The following is a 20,191-nucleotide window of genomic DNA, read 5'->3' as shown; positions in this document are numbered from 1 at the left end:
TTGCTTCTTTAGAGGATTTTATGTAGAAAGACAGAAGTTTGAAGGGACGTTTTCAAACTTTGATTGACGGCTCAGACAGACAGGCAGACAGGCCTGTCTGCTTGGGTTTGGAGGATAAATTATGAGCAAAAAGCCAACACTTCTGATGATTCTTGACGGATACGGCGACACCGACGGCTGCGAGCATAATGCCATCTGTGAGGCAAAGACTCCGGTTATGGATTCACTGAAGAAGGAGTATCCGTATGTCCGCGGATATGCCAGCGGCCTGGCGGTCGGTCTTCCGGACGGACAGATGGGAAACTCCGAGGTCGGTCATATGAATATGGGCGCCGGAAGAATCGTCTATCAGGAACTGACCAGAATTACGAAATCCATCGAAGACGGCGATTTCTTCCTGAATGAGGATCTGCTTGCCGCAGTGGAGAACTGCAGAAAGAACGACAGTGCGCTGCATCTGTGCGGTCTTCTGTCGGACGGCGGTGTTCACAGCCATAACACCCATCTGTACGGACTTCTGGAACTGGCAAAGAAAGCGGGACTGTATAAAGTTTATGTTCACTGCTTCCTGGACGGACGCGACACTCCGCCGACCTCCGGAAGGGGCTTCATCGCGGAGCTGGAAGAGAAGATGAAGGAGATCGGTGTCGGAGAGATAGCTTCCGTAGCCGGCCGTTATTACGCGATGGACCGCGATAAGAACTGGGACCGCGAGGAAAAGGCGTACCGCGTCATGACCGCGGCCGAGGGACCGAAGGCATCCGGAGCGCAGGCCGGAGTTCAGGCATCCTATGATCAGGGCGTGAACGATGAATTTGTGGTTCCGTTTTATGTGGAGAAGGACGGGGAGCCGACTGCCGTGGTGAAAGACGGGGATTCGGTGATTTTCTTCAACTTCCGTCCGGACCGGGCCCGCGAACTCACCCACATTTTCTGTGACGACACTTTCGACGGCTTTGACAGGGGAAAACGCCTCGATCTCACCTTTGTTTGCTTTACTGATTACGACGGTACCATTCCGAACAAGAGAGTGGCGTTCCGCAAGGAAATTCTGACGAATACCTTCGGTGAGTGGCTTGCCGGAAAGGGCATGAAGCAGCTTCGCATCGCGGAAACCGAGAAGTACGCGCATGTCACCTTCTTCTTCAACGGCGGCATCGAGGAGCCGAACGAGGGCGAGGACCGGATTCTGGTTCCGTCTCCGAAGGAAGTTCCGACGTACGATCTGAAGCCGCAGATGAGCGCACCGGAAGTCTGCGAAAAACTCTGCGCGGCGATCCGCTCGGGCAAATACGACGTGATCGTGTGCAATTTCGCGAATCCGGATATGGTCGGACATACCGGCGTGGAGAGTGCGGCCATCAGCGCCATTGAGTGCGTGGACAGCTGTGTGGGCAAAGCGATCGATGCCATCCGCGAAGTCGGCGGTCAGGCGTTTATCTGCGCGGATCACGGAAATGCCGAGCAGATGGTGGATCCGGATACCGGAAAGCCGTGGACGGCACATACCACCAATCCGGTGCCGTTTATCATGGTCAATGCCGAGCCGGGCTGGAAACTCCGCGAGGGCGGACGTCTCTGCGACATTATCCCGACGCTGATCGAGATGATGGGTGAGGAGAAACCGGCCGAGATGACGGGTGAGTCCCTGATCGTAAAGTAAAGGGCAGAAACGATAGCGGGGTCCGGCGGGGAAAACAGCGTTGCCGGACATAAAGCATAAAGATTTGAAAAAACATGGAGCGGTCTGCCTCTGCCGGAGAGATTCGGGAGTGCAGACCGCCTTCTCCATGTCATCGGGATTTCTCCGGAATTCCCTGTGAATGAGCCGGAGTACGAGGGGATCCCAAAAGTATCCTTTGGCACCGACCAACCGCATACCGACAGAAAGTTACAGAGCATCATCTTGAATCCTGTCCGGAATCATAGTAAAATGAACAATCAGCGTGAATAGAGATAAAAACACAGGAGATAGATATATGTCTGAAAAGATAGCAGTAGTCACAGACTCTAACAGCGGGATTACACAGGAGCAGGGAAAAGAACTGGGCGTGTTTGTTCTTCCGATGCCGGTGCTGATCGACGGGAAGGAATACTTTGAAAATGTGAATCTGTCGCAGGAAGAATTCTATCGGATGATGGAAAACGGGGCGGATATCACGACGTCTCAGCCGTCTCCGGAATCGGTTACACAGCTTTGGGATAAGCTTCTCGAAACCTACGATAAGATCATTCACATTCCGATGTCCAGCGGACTGACCGGATCGGTGCAGACCGCGAGAATGTTGGCTCAGGATTACAACGGTGCCGTGTTTGTGGTGGACAATCACCGTATCTCGGTTACCCAGCGACGGTCGGTTATGGATGCAAAGGCTGCTGTTGCGGCCGGCTGGGAAGCGGAGCGGATTGCGAAGTTTCTGGAAGAGACGGGAAAGGATTCTTCGATCTATATTATGCTGGATACTCTGAAGTATCTGCGCAAGGGCGGACGAATCACACCGGCGGCAGCCGCACTCGGAACGCTGCTTCGGCTGAAACCGGTTCTTCAGATTCAGGGCGATAAGCTGGATGCATTTGCGAAGGCGAGAACCATCAAGCAGGGAAAGAAACTGATGCTCCAGGCCATTCAGCATGACTGTGAGAACCGTTTCGGCTCACCGGACGGTACCGGCCTTCATCTGGCCATGGCGCACACGATGAATGATGAGGAAATCCAGATCTTCCGGGACGAATTCGCAGAGCTCTTCCCGGGACAGGAAATCTACATTGACCCGCTTCCGCTGAGTATTGCCGTCCATATCGGACCGGGTTCTCTTGCCGTAGCGGTATCAAAACGATTCAAATTCGACTGAACCGGAGGAAAACAATGAAAATCATGGGAAAGCAGGTATTGGGCAGAGTCAGTATGAGGATTCCGCTGATACTCTGCTTTCTTTTTGTTACAGCCATTCCGTTGATGATTCAGGCGAGAGTGCTGGCGATTTATAACCGGAAAGCGATGACCAGCCAGGCCATCAATGACGCGCAGAACCGCTGTACGATTCTTGCCAATGAACTTGCCCAGGCGGAGTTTTTTACCGGACTTCAGAACACGTCGCGGATCACCTCTCTCAAGACGGAGATTGAGACGACGGCGGATGTGTTGGGCGGAAGAATCGTTCTGGTGGATGCGAACTACAAGATCATGGAGGACACCTTCGGCCTTTCCGGCGGAAAGACGATTGTGGTCCGCGAGGTGCTGAAGGCATTTGACGGAACGCCGGTCACCCATATTGATGATGACAACGGATTCTATTATGTGGTTTATCCGGTGATGAGCCGGGAAAATGCACTGGCGGACGGAACCGGCGGCAATGGTTCCGGCGCGGCCAAGGGAAACGGAGATGATCCGGCGGGGGGCAAGACGGCGGACGGCGTCATGATTCTGATTGTATCGACGGAATCCATCGGACTGGTTCGGGGGAAGATTTCCGGAAGCACGGGGCTTCTCCAGCTTCTGCTGATGCTTGCCTTTTTCTTCGTGGATGTCCTGCTGGCATCGCTTCTTCTGCGGCCTTTCCGTAGACTGCAGGATCAGCTGGATACCGCAGCGGACGGAAACCTGAGTCAGGAGATCGACGAGGATACCTATGCGGAGACCTCGGATATCAGTGACACTGTCAGTCGGACCATCAATCAGCTGAAGGCGATCGATGAGTCAAGGCAGGAGTTTGTATCCAATGTGTCGCACGAGCTGAAAACGCCGATCACATCCATCCGGGTTCTGGCGGATTCCCTGATGACGATGGAGAATCCGCCGGTTGAACTCTATCAGGAGTTTATGGAGGACATTTCCCAGGAAATTGACCGTGAGAGCCAGATCATCGAGGATCTTCTGACACTCGTGCGCATGGACCGGTCCAACCCGGATATGAACATGCGCTCCGTCTCGATCAATGCGATGATTGAAGAGATTCTGAAGAGGCTCCGGCCTCTGGCAAAGGCAAAGAACATCGAGCTGGCCTATGAGAGCATTCGAGAGGTGAAGGCAGACATCGATGAGGTGAAACTTTCCCTTGCCATCATGAATCTGGTGGAGAATGCGATCAAATATAACCGCGAGGAAGGCTGGGTGCATGTGACGCTGGATGCGGATCACCGGTACTTCTATGTGCGTGTGATCGACAACGGAATCGGCATTCCAAAGGAATACCAGGATCATGTCTTTGAGCGGTTCTACCGTGTGGACAAGGCGAGATCGAGGGAGAGCGGCGGAACGGGACTGGGCCTTGCGATCACGAAGAATATCGTGGTGCTTCACCGGGGCGCAATCCGTCTGCAGAGTGAAGAAGGAAAAGGGACGACATTTACGGTCCGCATTCCGCTGAATTACATTCCCTGACGGGATTTGCGGGAGAAGTACAGAGTTACACACGGTGTACGAAGGTGCACAGAGTCGTGCGACAGCAAGGCTCTGCTCACGGAAGAGTCAAATGATAACCCGGGACGATTTCGGGGAAGATCACCTGACGGGATAGGGAGGACAGACATGAACAGACAGAGAGGAAAACCGGTTTGGAGAATGTTCTTTGCTCTGACGCTTGCGATACTCATGATTCTTCTGTCCGGATGCACATCCGGCAGGAAAGAAGAGGAACCCGGCGCAGGCGATTATTATGTCTGGTATCTGGAGTCCAGCGGGGCGGAACTGACCAGAAAGCGGTTTCACACGGACGCCGACACGACGGAGAAAGTCGCGGCGGATCTGCTGGAGCAGATGTTTGCGGTACAGGAAGATGGAGGCATGCAGCCGGTCTTTCAGGACGGCGTCAGCGTTTCTTCCGCGTCGATGGAAAAAGGCGTTCTGAGCGTGGATTTCAATAAGCGATATAATTCCATGGATCCGTCCAGGGAAGTGCTGTGCCGCGTGGCTCTCGCCAAAACGCTGACGGCGGTGGAGGGGATCGATTACGTTCTGGTGAGCTGTGACGGTCAGCCGCTGCAGGACCGGAGCGGCAATGCCGTCGGCGCTTTTTCGGCGTCGGATTTTGTGGACAGCATCACCAACGTCAACTCGTATGAGAGAGTTACGCTGAAGCTGTATTTTGCGAACAGCGACGGAACGCAGCTGGTGCAGGAAGAGCGGGATGCCGTGCACAACACCGGAACATCCCAGGCAAGACTGGTGGTTGACCAGCTTCTGGCCGGTTCGGAGAACGGAAACGGCGATGTGCTTCCGCGGGACTTGAAAGTTCTGAATGTCACGGTGACAAACGGAACCTGTTATGTCAATCTGGATTCCGCATTTCTGAACAGCACACTGAATGCGGCGGACTATATTCCGGTCTACGCGCTGGTGAATTCTCTCACGGAGCTGAAAACGGTCACGAAGGTGCAGATCATGGTTGGCGGATCGGCGGACGTCACGTATCACTCGATCAGTTTTGCAGAACCGTTCACGAGAAATGATGAGTATGTGCAGAAGTGACCGGGGATCCGGCAGGAGAGCGCCGGAGCGAAGCGGAAAAGAAACAGGTAAATAACGGATAATCATCAGAAAAGGATCGGGAGGAAACGACCATCAAAAGACCACTTGTCCGGATGACAGCGGCATTTGTACTTGGAGAGGTCATATGCGGTCAGACAGACATCATACCGGCAGTATCGGGGCGGAAAGCGGCTCTGGTGCTGCCGGTATTTTTGTTTTTTACAATCGTTTGGATGTATTTGAGGAGACATTTCGGGATTGGGACAGAACAGGCGAACCGATCCGGTAAATGTCATCAGGACAGTCATACGGGCCATGACAATGACAGAAAGCATCGGAGAGAGGCATCTGACATAAAAGACTGGAGAGGAAACCGGAAAAGGGGTACAGAAAGGAGATTTGAAAGGGGATCGGATAAGCGATCAGATAAGAAAACAGATAAGAGCAGACCGGACGGTTCCGGAGGAATCTGGGCTGTCGTTCTGGCCTTGATGTTTCTTTCGGGATTCTTCTGCATGAACTGTGCAGGGAAGAAAGAGCCGCTGGAACTGCGGCTGGAGAAGTCGGAGAACATTCGCGGCGCAGAGGCGGAAGGCGTGATCGATTCGGTGTCGGAAAAGAAAGATCAGATACGGTATACCGTCCGCGGCGCGGTGATCCGGATTCCGGCTAAGGACAGGGAGACGTCAACGTTTCGCGCGGAGAAGATCTATGTGACGCTGAATGCTGGAAACGGAGGGGATGGAATGAAAACACCATGGGACCGTTCGAAAAATGACAGGGAAAGGAAAACGGAGGAACCGGACGGACAACGGCGGGACATGGAAACATCCGGTCAGGATGGCAGTTCAGACCGAGCGGAATATGCTGTAGAGCCGGGGGAAACGGTTCGCTTTCACGGAAAACTCTCGCTTTTCGATGAGGCGACCAACCCGGGGCAGTTTGATTTTAAGCGATATTACCGGGGACTTGGAATCCGGTACCGTCTGCAGGCTGACAGCGCGGAGCGGCTGGATGCAGAAAATGAAAGCTCACCGGCGGAGCAGATCGCGTATCGGATCAAAAGGAGGGCGGAGTGCGCGATCGATGCTGCCTGCCTTCCGGAAGACAGGGGATTTTTCCGGGCGATTCTTTTGGGAGACCGGGGGATGCTGTCGGAGGAGGATGCGAATCTTTTCCGGGAAGGCGGCATTTCCCATATTCTTGCGGTGTCGGGGCTGCATGTCTCTCTGATCGGGATGACGATCTACACGGTGCTTCGCAGAATGGGGGCAGGCTACGGTGCGGCCGGCGCGGCAGCAGGCATCCTTCTTCTGATCTACGGGATCATTGCAGGCTTTGGGGCGTCGGTGTTCCGGGCGGTGTTCATGACGACTCTCGGGATGGGGGCAAACTTTATCGGGCGGACCTATGACCGGATGAGCGCGATGGCGCTGGCACTTCTCCTTCTGCTGGTACAGTCCCCGTTCCTTCTCTACTCCGCCGGTGTGCAGCTTTCCTTCGGGGCGATCCTCGCCATCAGTGTCCTTGCTGACCGGGACCGGAGGCGGAAGCGCGCGGAGATGCTGGAGGAGAAAAACAGAAACCGGGACCGGGAGCGGGAACGGCATAGAAGCGGAGGAAAACGGAATGCTGCGGGTGCGTTCGGTTTTTTTCCCGGGAAAGGGACCGAGAGCGGGACGGAGGAAGAAAAAGGATCCTGCGGTGCAGAGACCGGGCAATATGCGGACCGGATCCGGGAAGTGTTCCGGATGAATGCGGCAATCCAGCTCTTCACACTGCCCGTTATCCTGCGGAATTATTTTACGTATCCTGCGGTCGGACTTCTGCTCAATCTTGTGGTGATTCCGCTGATGGCATTTGCGGCCGCTTCCGGATTCTTCGGGGCCGGAATCTGTGCGCTAGGAATCCCGGTGTTAGCCGGAGCGGGAATCGGCGCGAAAGGGATTAACGCACTGACCGGAGCCGTGATGGCTCCGGGACACTATATCTATCATTTTTACCGTTTGCTCTGCGGAATAGCCCGGATGGCCACCTTCCTGCAGATTACGCCCGGAAGTCCGTCAGATTTGACGGTTTGTGGGTATTATGTGCTGATTTTTGCGGCGTTTTACGGGGATGAGATCAGTAATAAAGCTGTTTTAGTATGCAAGTGGGGATTTACAGACAGGAAAAAGAAAACAGAAAAGCAGGTTTGCACATTTTTCATCAGCATCGCACTCTGCATGATGTTTATTCGACGGCCGCTGTTTGGTCTGGAAGCAACGTTTCTGGATGTGCGGCAGGGTGAATGTCTTGTGCTGCGGGATGGAGACCACGCCTGGATTTCGGACTGCGGTAGCACACAGGATAAGAATGTGGGGGAGAACCGGCTGGTGCCGTTTTTGAAATCAAAGGGAGTGACGTGCGTGGACGCGGCATTCGTCAGTCACCCGGATGCGGACCATGTGAACGGAATTACGTATCTTCTGGAAGAAGATACGGGGATTTCTGTCGGAAAACTGGTCCTCCCGACGGCGGCTGTTTGCTCGGAACGGTACGATTCACTGAAAGAAAACGCGGAGAAGGCAGAGGTGCCGGTGGAATATATGGAAGCGGGAGTCGGTTTTGCGGAAGGAGACGTTCGGCTGCAGTGCATTCATCCGCTGGTCGGCGAGAAACTTGATGCGGCGGACCCGAACGAACACTGTCTTGCGTTCGAGGTGTCCTGTGAAAATCTGAAGATGGTTCTGACGGCGGATCTTCCGGGAGAACATGAGAAGGAGATTGTGGGGCGGCTGACGGCGAAAGCGAATCGGGACGTCGGATCAATTGCCGGCGGCGGAAACACGGAACCGGTCATCATCCTCAAAGCGGGACATCATGGTTCGGCGACAAGCACATCCGAGGATCTTCTGAATGCCGTGAAACCGGATCTGGTGGTGATCTCCTGCGGGAAATACAACCGTTACGGACACCCGGCGCCGGAGGCCATGGAGCGAATCCGGAAGTCCGGGGCAAAGATTCTGGACACGGAGTACGATGGCGCGATCACGGTCCGGAGCGATGGGGAGAAGGTTCGGGCGGAGACATTTTTCGCACAAAAAAGCCGGGACAGCGGCAGCCGCGATAAGGAGGGAGAGGATGAAAGAAGAGGAAAAGAAACGATGGCGCGGCCAGACCGAAGAAGGGAATGACAGAGAATTGATGCATCCGGAGATCAGATCTGCCGGGACAGTGGGGGAAGTCAGGAAACAGACCTTGAGAAAAACGCTTCGCATATCGTATAATGATGTCTCGAGGAGGATGACGCAGTGAGTAATGTTTTAGATGAAGATATCAAAAAGAAAAGCTTTCATACGCTGTATCTCCTTTACGGGGAGGAGGATTTCCTCCGGCAAAGCTATAAAAAACAGCTCTGTCAGGCGATGACCGGCGGAGATGACATGAATTTCAACACGTTTCACGGAAAAGACATCAGTGTGAACGAGATCATAAGCCTGGCGGATACGCTTCCGTTTTTTGCGGAGCGGCGCGTTCTTCTGATCGAAGACAGCGGCTTTTTCAAAAAGAGTCCGGAAGATCTGGTGAAATATCTGCCGGATATGCCGGATACGACGAGCATTGTCTTTTCGGAGACAGAGGTCGATAAGCGAAGCGCACTCTATAAGAAGGTGAAAGATCTCGGACTGATCTCCGAGATGGCAAAACAGGAAAACGGCGATCTTGCGGTATGGGCTGCAAAGTATCTGGCTCATTCCGGGAAGAAAGTGACACGTCAGACGATGGATGAGTTTCTCATGCGCACCGGAAACGATATGTCGAATATCCGGTCCGAGCTGGAAAAACTCATCAGCTATGTCGGTGAAAAAGATGTTGTGGAATCGGAAGACGTGGCGGCGGTCACTACCATGCAGGTGGAGAGCCGGATCTTTGATCTGGTGGATGCGCTGGTTTCCGGGAAAATGTCGCAGGCGATGAAGCTGTACGAGGATCTGACGGCTCTCAAGGAGCCTCCGATGCGGATTCTTTTTCTGATTACGAGACAGTTCAACCAGCTTCTTCTGGTAAAGGACATGCAGGCTGGCCGTGCAGACAGGGCGGCCATCGCGAAAGCGGCAAAGGTTCCGCCGTTTGCGGTGCGGAAGCTCGAAGCACAGGCGGGGACATTTTCCAGAAAGCAGGTTCTTTCCTGCGTCCAGACCGCGGTGGAACTGGAGGAAGCGGTGAAAACCGGAAAGCTGTCGGACCGGATGGCAGTGGAACTGATGATCACGCGAAAATATAAAAATTAATGCTTGACATATCGCCCGGGTCTGATAGAATACAAGAGTATGTTTACATTTAAACTAACCGTGTCAAGGTTTAATGCAAACGCCATATGTTTCAAAGAAAACTATTAAAATCACATTCCAATGGAGGTGTCCAAATTGGCTAACATTAAATCCGCCAAGAAGAGAATCTTAGTTGCAGAGAAGAAAGCTGCAAGAAACAAAGCAATCCGTTCCGAAGTTAAGACCGAGATCAAGAAGGTCGAGGCTGCTGTAGAGGCCGGCGACAAGGCTGCTGTCGAGGCTGCTCTTAAGCACGCAACTTCCGTAATCGAGAAGGCTGGAACCAAGGGCGTTTACAAGAAGAACAACGTTGCCCGCAAGGTTTCCCGCATTGCAAAGGCTGCAAACAAGGTTCAGTAATCACTGACCGATATAGAATAAATTAACCCAATCAGGGACTCTGCTGGTGTGGCGGAGTCCTTTTTTTTATAGGAAATTTGTCAGAATTTCCCTATGAAAAAAACGCCCCGTGGACTTTGTTCTTCTGCAGAGCGTTTAGCGACGCATATTTCACTTGGAAGCTATGCTTTCTTCGTGAAATAGCGTGCGGAGGCTGGTGTTTCACGAACTTAGCGCGAGCCACGGATCGAAACCTGGCGGGGGTTTTATGAGCTTAGTTGAGTGCCGAATCAGAGTGAAGGCCGCGTATCAGGGAGAATTTTCTTGACGTAATAATTATTTAGGTATAAAACAGTATTTGGCGCTGTCTGCGGGCAGCATAGTGAAAACTTGAACGGTGTACCGGAGAAAATCCGGTGCAAGGGAGGAAAGAAAACGTGAATACAGAAACTCATAGCAGAAATGTCAAAGGGATTCTCTTTTATCTCGCAGTGTTGGCTGCTGCGATTGTACTGATGATTTCCGGAACGACGATGACGGCCTTTGCCGGAAAATATGAAAATGTTACCGTAAAGGGCGGACACGCAGGCCCGGCTTCCACCGGATGGCTGCAGAATGCGGACGGGACCTGGAACTATCTCGCCAGTGGCAGCGCGCTGAAGAGCCAGTGGCAGGAGATCGGCGGAAACTGGTATTACTTCAACCATGACGGTCTGATGCTCACCGGATGGCAGGATCTGACCCAGAGATATTACTTCAGCAGCGAAGGCAAGATGCAGAAGGGCTGGCAGAATATCGACGGTGTTGACTATTATTTTGCCGAGGACGGCGACACGACACATTCCGTCGGCGCACTCTATGTCAACGAGGCGACACCGGACGGCAACAAGGTGGATGCGACCGGCGCAAAGGTTGATCCGGCAAGACCGAATCCGACCGGATATGCCAACTGCGTTGAGGTATCCATCGGCGAGCAGTCCATGTACTGCTACCGCGACAACCAGCTGGTGCTTTCTTCTCCGTGTGTAACCGGAAGACTGGGCGCACATGACACCACACAGGGCGTTCACCGGATTCAGGCAAAGCAGCTTAACCGCGTGCTCAGAGGAACCAACGACAACGGAACTCCGTATGCGTCTCCGGTGAAATACTGGATGCCGTTCTACAACGGTGAGGGACTCCATGACGCGTCCTGGAGATCCAATTTCGGCGGCGCGATCTACACCACCGGCGGTTCTCACGGCTGTGTAAACCTGCCGACCGATATTGCGGCGCAGCTCTACAACCTGGTTTATGTGGGTATGCCGGTTGTGGTTCACGCGTAAAAAACGATAAATAATAATTATCCGGCAGGAACGTATTGGATGCCGGTACGATCCCCCTTAAGGAGACAAGGTTAACCACCGAATCTGCTTAAGGGGGACTTTTTTCTTTCCTGTCAGAAAAACGTAACATTCTGACGATGGAATGTTTAGAAAGTTTGCATAAAATGATAATGAGCTTTGTTAAAATGGTCATAATGACGATATATGATTATAAGACAGACCGAGGTGGCCAACATGCTGTTTGAACGAAATAAAACCATTGAATCCAAAGTGTTTCGCTCCAATACCTTTATGGTACTGTTTGTGCTGCTCACGTTTCTGACCGTCAATCTGGTCACACTGAAGATTTATTCCAAAATCGTGGAACAGCGTTTTAACGAGGCAATCACAGACATGCTGAATGAAACTTACGAATCGGGAAATGATCTGGAAGAAGAGATCGAAAAGCGAATGGCGATCGAAGGCGGAGAGGTGGATGATCTTCTGCAGACCTACGCCGAATCCTGGAGCGGGTTCTTTGTCCTGTTTGCGGCGGACGGTGCCATCTGCATCGGCGGTCTCCTTCTGATCAGTCAGTTCTTTACCAAGCGGCTTTCCGGAAGCATTATGGTTCCGCTGGATGAACTGGAGGGCGGCGCCAGAAGGATTCGTGACGGGAATCTGAAGACCGACATTCATTATGAGGGAATTGAGGAGTTCGAACACGTCTGCGGTCAGTTCAACCGGATGCAGCACTCCATTCTGGAGGCACAGGAGCAGAATGCGCGGTATGAGAAAGCGAGAACCGAGATGATCGCCGGCATTTCCCATGATCTTCGCACGCCGCTGACAGCGGTGCGCGGAACCGTGAAGGGCCTGATGGACGGGGTGGCCGCGACACCGGAACAGCAGCAGAAATTCCTGCAGAGAGCATATCAGCGGACGGAAGATATGGAAGTGCTTCTTCGGAATCTTCTCTATTTGTCCCGCGTGGAGACCGGGCACATTCCGCTCCGGATGGACAGCTTTGATGCGGATCTGTTTTTGGACGGATATGTGAAGGACCGGCAGGAGACCAATGAAGATCTGGTGCTGGAGTTTGACTCCGCAAACCGGCCGGTGATGATCTGGGCGGATCCCGATCAGGTCGTCCGGATTCTGGATAATCTTTTGGAGAACAGCAAAAAATACGCGGATGCGGATCCGCTGAAACTCCGGATCGGAATCCGGCAGTCCGGAGACCGCGTGGTGATCGATTTTAGTGACAACGGAAAAGGTGTGGCGAAGGATCAGCTCGAGAATATTTTTGAGGAATTTTACCGTGGGGATGAGTCCAGAAACCGGACGAAAGGAAACGGACTGGGACTCTATATCGTCCGCTCACTGATGCATGGAATGAACGGGGCGGTGACCGCGGAGTCGGATCCCGGAATGGTCTTTCATCTGAGTTTTTGCGGTGGAAGCGATGATGGCGGAAACGATGAACCGCTCCCGAAGAGAACGGAGGATTCCGGAGCTGTGTCGGGGGGATAAACCGCCGCTTTTGGCGAAACAGTCCGGGAACCGGCCGGACAATAAGGAGATAACGATGGATGAGAAAAAAAAGATTCTGATTATCGAAGATGATGAAGATATCAGCATGATTGAGGAGGCGTACATCTCTGCTGCGGGGTATGAGGTGGAGGTGCATCGGGACGGAAAAGATTTGGAGAAACTTGCCGAGTCCGGAGAGTATTCCCTTTTTCTGATCGATGTCATGCTGCCGGGGAGAAACGGATATGAGCTCTGTAAGGCGATCCGCAGTCTGACCGCCGTGCCGATCCTGATGGTGACGGCAAGAACCGAGGCGATCGATAAGATTCAGGGACTGGGCAACGGCGCCGACGACTACATTTCCAAGCCGTTTGATCCGGCGGAGCTGGTGGCCCGCGTCAACGCGAACCTTCGCCAGTATGACCGGATCGTGGAGTGCGCCGGAAACGAGGCGATGAAGGAAATGCAGGGAAATGAGAACGACGCCGAGGAGATCGTGATCGGTGATCTGCATATCTTTCCGAAGGGATATCGCGTTACCAAGAACGGGAAGGAGATCTCGCTGAAGACGAGGGAATTTGAACTTCTCTGTTTTCTCGCGCAGAACCCGAACATTCTCTTTAACAAAGAACAGCTCTATGAGAAAATCTGGGGCTATGATTATGCCGGTGATGCGGCGACGGTGATCGTTCATATCAACCGCATCCGCGAGAAGATCGAGGATGAGCCGAAAAAGCCCAGGCTCCTGGAAACGGTCTGGGGCGCCGGCTACCGGATGAACAAATAAGATGGACAGATAACATGGCGGGAGAAAAACGGATCAAAGGTTCAAACTGAAAAATGAATCGGTGCAGAATGTCAGCGCAGTCGGACAGAGAAGGTCTGACTGCGTTGTTTGTTTCTGCCACAGCGCTGTTGGTAATAATCATGGGCTGCACCGGAGGCTGTCATCTTTTGGTAGAAAACAGTTTAGAAACGGTTTAGGAAATCCCGACTTTTCGTTTAAGAGGTTTCGCTATAGTGGTATGCGAAAGGCGGAACGGGCAATTCAGGGGTTGCCTGCGCCGGCCTGACAGTTTGTGCGGGCAGACGCCAAAAACCAGAGTTGGAATTCAGGGTCAGACAGAGACTCCGGTTTTGACGGATGCCGCGCCAGCGCGTGAAAACACCGGATGGGTTTCAGGCGTTGAAACGAAAAGAAAAGGAGTGTGCATAAACAATGAATAAGAAGACAAAACTTGTTGCAGTATTATCTGCATCTGCCATTCTCGCACTGGGTGCCTCCCAGGCATCCTTTGCGGCCGGATGGGAAAAGGATTCCGCCGGTGTATGGCACTATTACGACAAAGATGATGAGATGGTGACCGGCTCCTGGCAGAAGGACGGAAATAAATTCTTCTATCTGGATGATGACGGCAACATGAAGACCAACGGCTGGGTGGACGATGAGCACTATGTCGGCTCAGACGGCGCCATGCTGGTAAATCAGTGGGTCAAGACATCGGATTCCGATGACAGTGACAGCTCTGCGCCGGGCGAGAACGACGAGCACTGGTACTATTTCGGCACAAAGGGCAAGAAAGTGACCGACGGCTCCAAGAAAATCAACGGCAAGACCTATTATTTCGATTCCGACGGTAAGATGCAGTATGGCTGGTATCAGAAGGGGGACGACGTCTTCTATCTCGGAACCGAGGATCAGGGATGGAGAGTGGAGAGCAAATGGCTCTGGCTCCAGAATCCGGGGGAAACACACGACGAAAATGACGAAGATTCCAAGGAGATCAGCTTCAAGGGCGAGAATTGTTCCGGCGATACGGATTCCCAGAAATGCGAATCCGAGGGATGGTATTATTTCCAGAATTCCGGAAAACTCTACACCGGCGCAAACAGAAAGAAGATCAACGGAAGCTACTTCATGTTCAACGGCCACGGACAGATGCTGTATGAGTGGATCGACGGCGATACCAAGGTGACACGCAGCTCCAATGCGAACCTTGACGGAAATCTTCCTGATAATGCAACCAGGGCATCCATCGACAAGATGTACTACTTTACTTCGAACGGGGAAGGCAAGGCAGACGGCGGTGCCGCAAAGGGCTGGTTTGAGATTTCCGGATCCAGGGATCTCGGCACCGATGACGATACCGACTGGTACTGGGTAAAGAATACCAAGGGCGAGATTCTGCATGCGGGAAGCCGTGACGCGAATGGTCTGACCGATGAAGGCAAGACCGTTTACCGCAAGAAGGAGAAGATCTCCTGGAACGGCAAGACCGGAACCTTCGTATTCGATGAGAACGGCAGAATGAAGACCGGACTGCAGTACATTGGCGGCCACACCTACTATTTCGACGGCGACGGCTACATGAAGACCGGTAAGATCAGCAATCTGGAAGAGGATGACAGCAACACCTACTACTATTCCTTCAAGACCAAGAAGGGCGGCTCCGGTCAGGGCGTTGACGGTGTAGATCATGATACGCTGTATTTCCAGGGTAAGCGTCTGGAGGCTCAGGATGACAACCGTGTATTCAAGATCGGCAATAAGTTCTATCTGGTCAACAAGAACGGTAAGATTCAGAAGAGCAAGACCAAGAAGTACACGATCGAGACCGTTGACGGCAATACCTACTCCAAGTGCAGGGTTGAGATGAGCGGTCAGAACATCAAGTCCGCAGTCGATGAGGACGGAACCGTTCTGAATCTGAATGAGATCGCGGAAGTTCCGCACATCGAGCTGATGGACAACTGGATGTATCCGAATGAAAATGGTGCTGTCGGCATCATGCCGAAGCAGGACGGTGAAGACAACCTCACACCGGCAGCACTCGGAAACGAAGCCGAGGATTAATCCCTTTTTGAAATCAATCCGCTTTATGACAGAGAGCGGAAGTGCTGATATTTTTCCCCGAGACGGACGGCGGAGCGGACGAATCCGCCGCCCGTATTCTGCATTACGGGGGATTTGGTGCACAGTCCTTTTTTCTTTTTCATATTTGTAAATGCTAATATCATTCTTTGGTGAGAAGCAGTTTCCGGAACAATCAGCCGGAGACTGCTTTCTTGTGCTACAATACGCTCATACATGTTTGGAAGCGGGAGGAGAGAGAATGAACATTACAGTATACCTCGGATCATCGTTCGGAAAGGACGGGAAATATCGAAGAGAGGCGGAACGCCTCGGAACCTGGATCGGAGAGAACGGACACCGTCTGATCTACGGAGGAAGCCGTGTCGGACTGATGGGAGTCCTGTCCACGGCGGTTCTCGGCGCAGGCGGTCATGTCATCGGCGTGGAACCGGAATTCTTCGTGAAGAATGCGCTTCAGAATGAAGAGATCGATGAGCTGATCGTGACAAAGGACATGCGGGAGCGGAAGGGCAAAATGATCGAACTCGGAGACGCGTTCATCGCTTTTCCGGGCGGAACCGGCACGCTGGAGGAGATCGCCGAGGTGATGGAAATGACGACCCTCGCCCGCATCGAAGAGGGAAAAGAAGGCGGCATTGACAGCCCGTGTATCTTCTATAATCTGGATGGGTATTACGATCATATCCGGGCGCTTCTTTCACAGATGGTGGAAGCCGGATTTCTGGAAGAACACCGTCTCGGAGGAGTGTATTTTGCGGAGAGCATCGAGGAGATCGGGCGTATTCTGACTTCCGGATCCTGATTTTCAGGGGGCGAAGTGCGTTGCTTCGTACCGGAGGAACGCGGGCCGGGAATGACGGCGTCATCCGGGAACCGACAGCGTCGTTCGGAAAGACAGCGTCAGCCGGGAACCGACAGCGTCGTCCGGAAAGACAGCGTCGGCCGGGCCGCGGCGTAAAGTATTGCGGAAAAGCCGGATCAATGTTATTCTATTAAATTGAGTTATTGTGTCTTTCTTATTTTTGGAAGTTCCTCCGGAGTGAGAGATACCGGGGCATGAGCGGACCGATCCGTGGGATTTGCTTCCAAAGAGAGGAACAGGACATTTATCACAGAACGGAATTTCAATATAAAGAAAAGAGGAAACAGGATGGGAGCTGCTGATCAGAGCAGAATCAGAAATTTCTGCATCGTGGCACACATTGACCACGGCAAATCAACACTTGCAGACCGTATCATCGAGAAAACAGGACTTCTCACCGAGCGTGAGATGCAGGATCAGGTGCTGGACAACATGGAGCTGGAGCGTGAGCGAGGCATCACCATCAAGTCACAGGCCGTCCGCACCGTATATAAAGCAAAAGACGGCAATGAGTACATCTTCAATCTGATCGACACTCCGGGACACGTCGATTTCAACTACGAGGTATCCCGAAGCCTTGCGGCCTGTGACGGAGCAATCCTTGTCGTCGATTCCACACAGGGAGTGGAGGCGCAGACGCTGGCCAATGTCTACCTTGCGCTGGATCATGATCTGGAGGTGTTCCCGGTGCTGAACAAGGTGGATCTTCCGAGTGCGCACCCGGAAGAGGTTGCCGAGGAGATCGAGGATATCATCGGCATCGACGCCTCTGAGGCACCGCGGGTGTCAGCGAAGACCGGCCTCAATGTGGAGGAAGTGCTGGAGCAGATCGTGACGAAACTTCCGCCTCCCTCCGGAGATCCGGAGGCACCGCTGCAGGCGCTGATCTTCGACTCGATCTATGATTCCTATAAAGGCGTCATCGTCTTCTGCCGCGTGAAGAACGGTTCCATCAAAAAGGGCATGAAGGTCCGCATGATGGCCACCGGAGCGGAGATCGATGTGGTGGAAGTCGGCTATTTCGGCGCGGGACGGTTTGTTCCGGGCGACGGCCTCGACTGCGGCATGGTCGGATATTTCACCGGAAGCATTAAGAATCTTCAGGAAGCGCGTGTCGGTGATACCGTGACCGGTGCGGCCAATCCGTGCGCGGAGCCGCTTCCGGGATACAAGAAGGTGACGCCGATGGTTTACTGCGGCATTTATCCGGCAGATTCCGCCCGCTATCCGGAACTGCGGGATGCACTGGAAAAACTTCAGTTAAATGACGCCGCTCTCTACTATGAGCCGGAGACATCGGCGGCCCTCGGTTTCGGCTTCCGTTGCGGCTTCCTCGGCCTTCTTCATCTGGATATCATCCAGGAAAGACTGGAGAGAGAATACAATCTTGACCTTGTGACCACCGCGCCGGGCGTAGTCTACCATGTCTATAAGACCGACGGCACGATGATGGAGCTCACCAACCCGTCGAATCTTCCGGATCCGTCGGAGATTGAACACATGGAAGAGCCGATCGTCAAGGCGGAGATCATGGTTACCACGGAATACGTCGGTGCCATCATGACGCTCTGCCAGGAGCGCCGCGGCGTGTACCTGAATACAGATTACGTGGAGGCGACGAGAGCGATTCTTCACTACGAGCTTCCGCTGAACGAGATCATTTACGACTTCTTCGACGCCCTGAAATCCCGATCCAGAGGATATGCGTCTCTGGATTATGAACTCAAGGGTTATGAGCCGTCCAAACTGGTGAAACTGGACATCCTCATCAACCGCGAGCAGGTGGATGCCCTGAGCTTCATCGTCTTTGCGGACTCCGCCTACGAGCGCGGAAAGAAGATGTGTGAGAAGCTCCAGAACGAGATCCCGAGACACCTCTTCGAGATCCCGATTCAGGCAGCGGTTGGCGGCCGCATTGTGGCCAGAACAACCGTCCGCGCGATGCGCAAGGATGTTCTGGCGAAGTGCTACGGCGGCGATATTTCCCGTAAGAAAAAACTTCTGGAGAAACAGAAGGAAGGTAAGAAGCGTATGCGCGAGGTCGGCAATGTCGAGATCCCGCAGAGCGCGTTTATGAGCGTCCTGAAACTGGATGACGGAAACTGATGAAGAAAGAGCGGCCGGATATGGAGATCTATGTTCACATTCCGTTCTGCGTGAAAAAATGCCGGTACTGTGATTTTCTCTCGTTTCCCTGCGGAGATCCTTCGGGCGGCAAGGAAGAACGGTATGTGGAAGCACTCCTCTGTGAGATCGCCCGAATGCGGCACGGAAGAGGAAAGCGTGATGCTGCGCCGTCGGACGTTACTTCCGTCTTTATCGGGGGAGGCACGCCGTCGGTTCTGCCGGCGGAGGCGATCCGCCGGATACTGGACCGGATCCGGGAGGTCTATTTCGTCCGGGAGGATGCGGAAATCACGATGGAGGCAAATCCCGGTACGGTCACGGAAGAGAAGGCACGGATCTGGAAGGCGGCCGGCGTGAACCGTCTGAGCATGGGACTGCAGAGCACCCATGACGGGGAACTCCGGCTTCTCGGGCGGATTCACACCTGGGCGGATTTTCTGGAAAGCTGGGAGACGGCGAGAAATGCCGGCTTTGACAACATCAACATTGATCTGATGAGCGCTCTGCCGGGACAGTCGGCAGAAACCTGGCGGGACACGCTGAAAAGGGTGATTGCGCTCGCGCCGGAACACATTTCGGCGTACAGCCTGATCGTCGAGCCGGGAACTCCGTTCTATGAGGAGTACGGCGGGATGAGCAGCGATATCGCGGAGTACGGCGAGTATGCCGATGTGCCGGAAGCTCATCTGGCGCGCTACCGCGGCCGGGCAAGGATCCCCGGGGAGACGGAAGACCGGGCGATGTATCACGACACAAAACGGATTCTCGCGGAGGCCGGATACCGGCGCTACGAGATCTCCAACTATGCGAAGGCCGGGCGGGAATGCCGGCATAATCTCGGATACTGGACCGGGACGGAATATCTTGGCTTCGGCCTCGGGGCAAGTTCCTATCTGTGTGAGAACGGGCAGTATGTCCGGTTTTCCGTGACAAGGGATCTGGAGGAATACCGTGACCGGCTTGCGGCGTGTTCCCGTGCCGGAATTTCCATTGGAACAGATACAGGGGATGCGGGAATACCCCGGAATGAAGGAAAAGCGGCGAAGAGCCGCCTGATGGAAGAGCCGGACATGAATGAGGAAAAGCCGGATCAAAGGAACTGCGCGCTGTATGATACACCGGAAGTTCTCACGGAAGCGGACCGGATGGCGGAATTTATGTTTCTCGGACTTCGGCTGACGGACGGGGTGTCCGCGGAGGAATTCCGGAAAGAATTCGGCCGGGAACTTCGGGATGTCTACGGAAAAGTGATCGACAAACTGAAAAGAGAAGGTCTTCTTGCGGAAGCCGGAGACCGGGTTCTGCTCACAGAGACAGGACTGGATGTGTCCAATGCCGCGATGGCAGAGTTTCTGCCGGACTGAGCGCATG

Annotated in this window: 15 protein-coding genes; all 15 read left to right on the top strand. The window is 53.5% G+C overall.

Going from position 1 to position 20,191, the window contains the following annotated elements:
- Nucleotides 1–121: 121 nt before the first annotated feature.
- The 15 genes from gpmI to hemW all read left to right on the top strand — a co-directional run bounded on the left by gpmI (nt 122) and on the right by hemW (nt 20,184).
- A complete protein-coding gene (gpmI, locus tag BMW41_RS04405) occupies nt 122–1,663 on the top strand; it encodes a 2,3-bisphosphoglycerate-independent phosphoglycerate mutase (RefSeq protein WP_074649028.1) in 1,542 nt (513 codons plus the stop codon).
- Between the two features lie 316 nt (nt 1,664–1,979).
- On the top strand, nt 1,980–2,852 hold the full coding sequence (locus tag BMW41_RS04400; RefSeq protein ID WP_074649027.1) for a DegV family protein: 873 nt from the start codon (nt 1,980–1,982) through the stop codon (nt 2,850–2,852).
- Nucleotides 2,853–2,866: 14 nt separating this feature from the next.
- A complete protein-coding gene (locus BMW41_RS04395) occupies nt 2,867–4,381 on the top strand; it encodes a sensor histidine kinase (protein WP_038288303.1) in 1,515 nt (504 codons plus the stop codon).
- A 147-nt stretch (nt 4,382–4,528) separates the two neighbouring features.
- Complete coding sequence (locus tag BMW41_RS04390; protein WP_074649026.1) at nt 4,529–5,467, top strand: GerMN domain-containing protein; 939 nt, start codon at nt 4,529–4,531, stop codon at nt 5,465–5,467.
- A 515-nt stretch (nt 5,468–5,982) separates the two neighbouring features.
- Nucleotides 5,983–8,643: a ComEC/Rec2 family competence protein gene (locus BMW41_RS04385; protein WP_177171161.1), complete on the top strand. Its 2,661-nt coding sequence runs from the start codon at nt 5,983–5,985 to the stop codon at nt 8,641–8,643.
- Complete coding sequence (locus BMW41_RS14545; RefSeq protein ID WP_177171160.1) at nt 8,591–8,764, top strand: hypothetical protein; 174 nt, start codon at nt 8,591–8,593, stop codon at nt 8,762–8,764. The genes BMW41_RS04385 and BMW41_RS14545 overlap by 53 nt, the downstream gene beginning before the upstream one ends.
- Nucleotides 8,761–9,741: a DNA polymerase III subunit delta gene (gene holA, locus BMW41_RS04380; RefSeq protein WP_074649024.1), complete on the top strand. Its 981-nt coding sequence runs from the start codon at nt 8,761–8,763 to the stop codon at nt 9,739–9,741. Before BMW41_RS14545 ends, holA begins: the two co-directional genes overlap by 4 nt.
- A gap of 135 nt (nt 9,742–9,876) precedes the next feature.
- Entirely contained in the window at nt 9,877–10,140 is a 264-nt protein-coding gene (gene rpsT / locus BMW41_RS04375) for a 30S ribosomal protein S20 (RefSeq protein ID WP_031473018.1), read from the top strand.
- Nucleotides 10,141–10,556: 416 nt separating this feature from the next.
- Nucleotides 10,557–11,444: a L,D-transpeptidase family protein gene (locus BMW41_RS04370; RefSeq protein ID WP_074649023.1), complete on the top strand. Its 888-nt coding sequence runs from the start codon at nt 10,557–10,559 to the stop codon at nt 11,442–11,444.
- 204 nt (nt 11,445–11,648) lie between these two features.
- On the top strand, nt 11,649–12,956 hold the full coding sequence (locus tag BMW41_RS04365; RefSeq protein ID WP_242870297.1) for a sensor histidine kinase: 1,308 nt from the start codon (nt 11,649–11,651) through the stop codon (nt 12,954–12,956).
- A gap of 55 nt (nt 12,957–13,011) precedes the next feature.
- The gene (locus BMW41_RS04360; RefSeq protein WP_074649042.1) at nt 13,012–13,743 is read left to right on the top strand and encodes a response regulator transcription factor; all 732 of its coding nucleotides are present in this window, start codon (nt 13,012–13,014) and stop codon (nt 13,741–13,743) included.
- A gap of 432 nt (nt 13,744–14,175) precedes the next feature.
- The gene (locus BMW41_RS04355; protein ID WP_074649021.1) at nt 14,176–15,810 is read left to right on the top strand and encodes a PspC-like choline-binding domain-containing protein; all 1,635 of its coding nucleotides are present in this window, start codon (nt 14,176–14,178) and stop codon (nt 15,808–15,810) included.
- A 259-nt stretch (nt 15,811–16,069) separates the two neighbouring features.
- On the top strand, nt 16,070–16,633 hold the full coding sequence (locus tag BMW41_RS04350) for an LOG family protein (protein ID WP_074649020.1): 564 nt from the start codon (nt 16,070–16,072) through the stop codon (nt 16,631–16,633).
- A gap of 348 nt (nt 16,634–16,981) precedes the next feature.
- Nucleotides 16,982–18,799, top strand: coding sequence for a translation elongation factor 4 (gene lepA / locus BMW41_RS04345; RefSeq protein ID WP_074649019.1), 1,818 nt, complete (start codon nt 16,982–16,984; stop codon nt 18,797–18,799).
- Nucleotides 18,799–20,184, top strand: a complete 1,386-nt coding sequence (gene hemW / locus BMW41_RS04340) for a radical SAM family heme chaperone HemW (protein WP_074649018.1) — start codon at nt 18,799–18,801, stop codon at nt 20,182–20,184. The genes lepA and hemW overlap by 1 nt, the downstream gene beginning before the upstream one ends.
- The last annotated feature ends 7 nt before the right edge of the window (nt 20,185–20,191 follow it).

Origin of the sequence: [Clostridium] aminophilum (assembly GCF_900101295.1) — a bacterium.
GTDB lineage: Bacteria > Bacillota > Clostridia > Lachnospirales > Lachnospiraceae > Clostridium_R > Clostridium_R aminophilum_A.
This window is presented reverse-complemented; position numbering and strand designations above follow the sequence as displayed.

What these genes read in the sequence shown, in the direction of transcription:
- gpmI (WP_074649028.1), top strand. Translation starts at nt 122, where the DNA reads ATGAGCAAAAAGCCAACACTTCTGATGATTCTTGACGGATACGGCGAC.
- BMW41_RS04400 (WP_074649027.1), top strand. Translation starts at nt 1,980, where the DNA reads ATGTCTGAAAAGATAGCAGTAGTCACAGACTCTAACAGCGGGATTACA.
- BMW41_RS04395 (WP_038288303.1), top strand. Translation starts at nt 2,867, where the DNA reads ATGAAAATCATGGGAAAGCAGGTATTGGGCAGAGTCAGTATGAGGATT.
- BMW41_RS04390 (WP_074649026.1), top strand. Translation starts at nt 4,529, where the DNA reads ATGAACAGACAGAGAGGAAAACCGGTTTGGAGAATGTTCTTTGCTCTG.
- BMW41_RS04385 (WP_177171161.1), top strand. Translation starts at nt 5,983, where the DNA reads ATGAACTGTGCAGGGAAGAAAGAGCCGCTGGAACTGCGGCTGGAGAAG.
- BMW41_RS14545 (WP_177171160.1), top strand. Translation starts at nt 8,591, where the DNA reads ATGAAAGAAGAGGAAAAGAAACGATGGCGCGGCCAGACCGAAGAAGGG.
- BMW41_RS04365 (WP_242870297.1), top strand. Translation starts at nt 11,649, where the DNA reads ATGATTATAAGACAGACCGAGGTGGCCAACATGCTGTTTGAACGAAAT.
- BMW41_RS04360 (WP_074649042.1), top strand. Translation starts at nt 13,012, where the DNA reads ATGGATGAGAAAAAAAAGATTCTGATTATCGAAGATGATGAAGATATC.
- BMW41_RS04355 (WP_074649021.1), top strand. Translation starts at nt 14,176, where the DNA reads ATGAATAAGAAGACAAAACTTGTTGCAGTATTATCTGCATCTGCCATT.
- BMW41_RS04350 (WP_074649020.1), top strand. Translation starts at nt 16,070, where the DNA reads ATGAACATTACAGTATACCTCGGATCATCGTTCGGAAAGGACGGGAAA.
- lepA (WP_074649019.1), top strand. Translation starts at nt 16,982, where the DNA reads ATGGGAGCTGCTGATCAGAGCAGAATCAGAAATTTCTGCATCGTGGCA.
- hemW (WP_074649018.1), top strand. Translation starts at nt 18,799, where the DNA reads ATGAAGAAAGAGCGGCCGGATATGGAGATCTATGTTCACATTCCGTTC.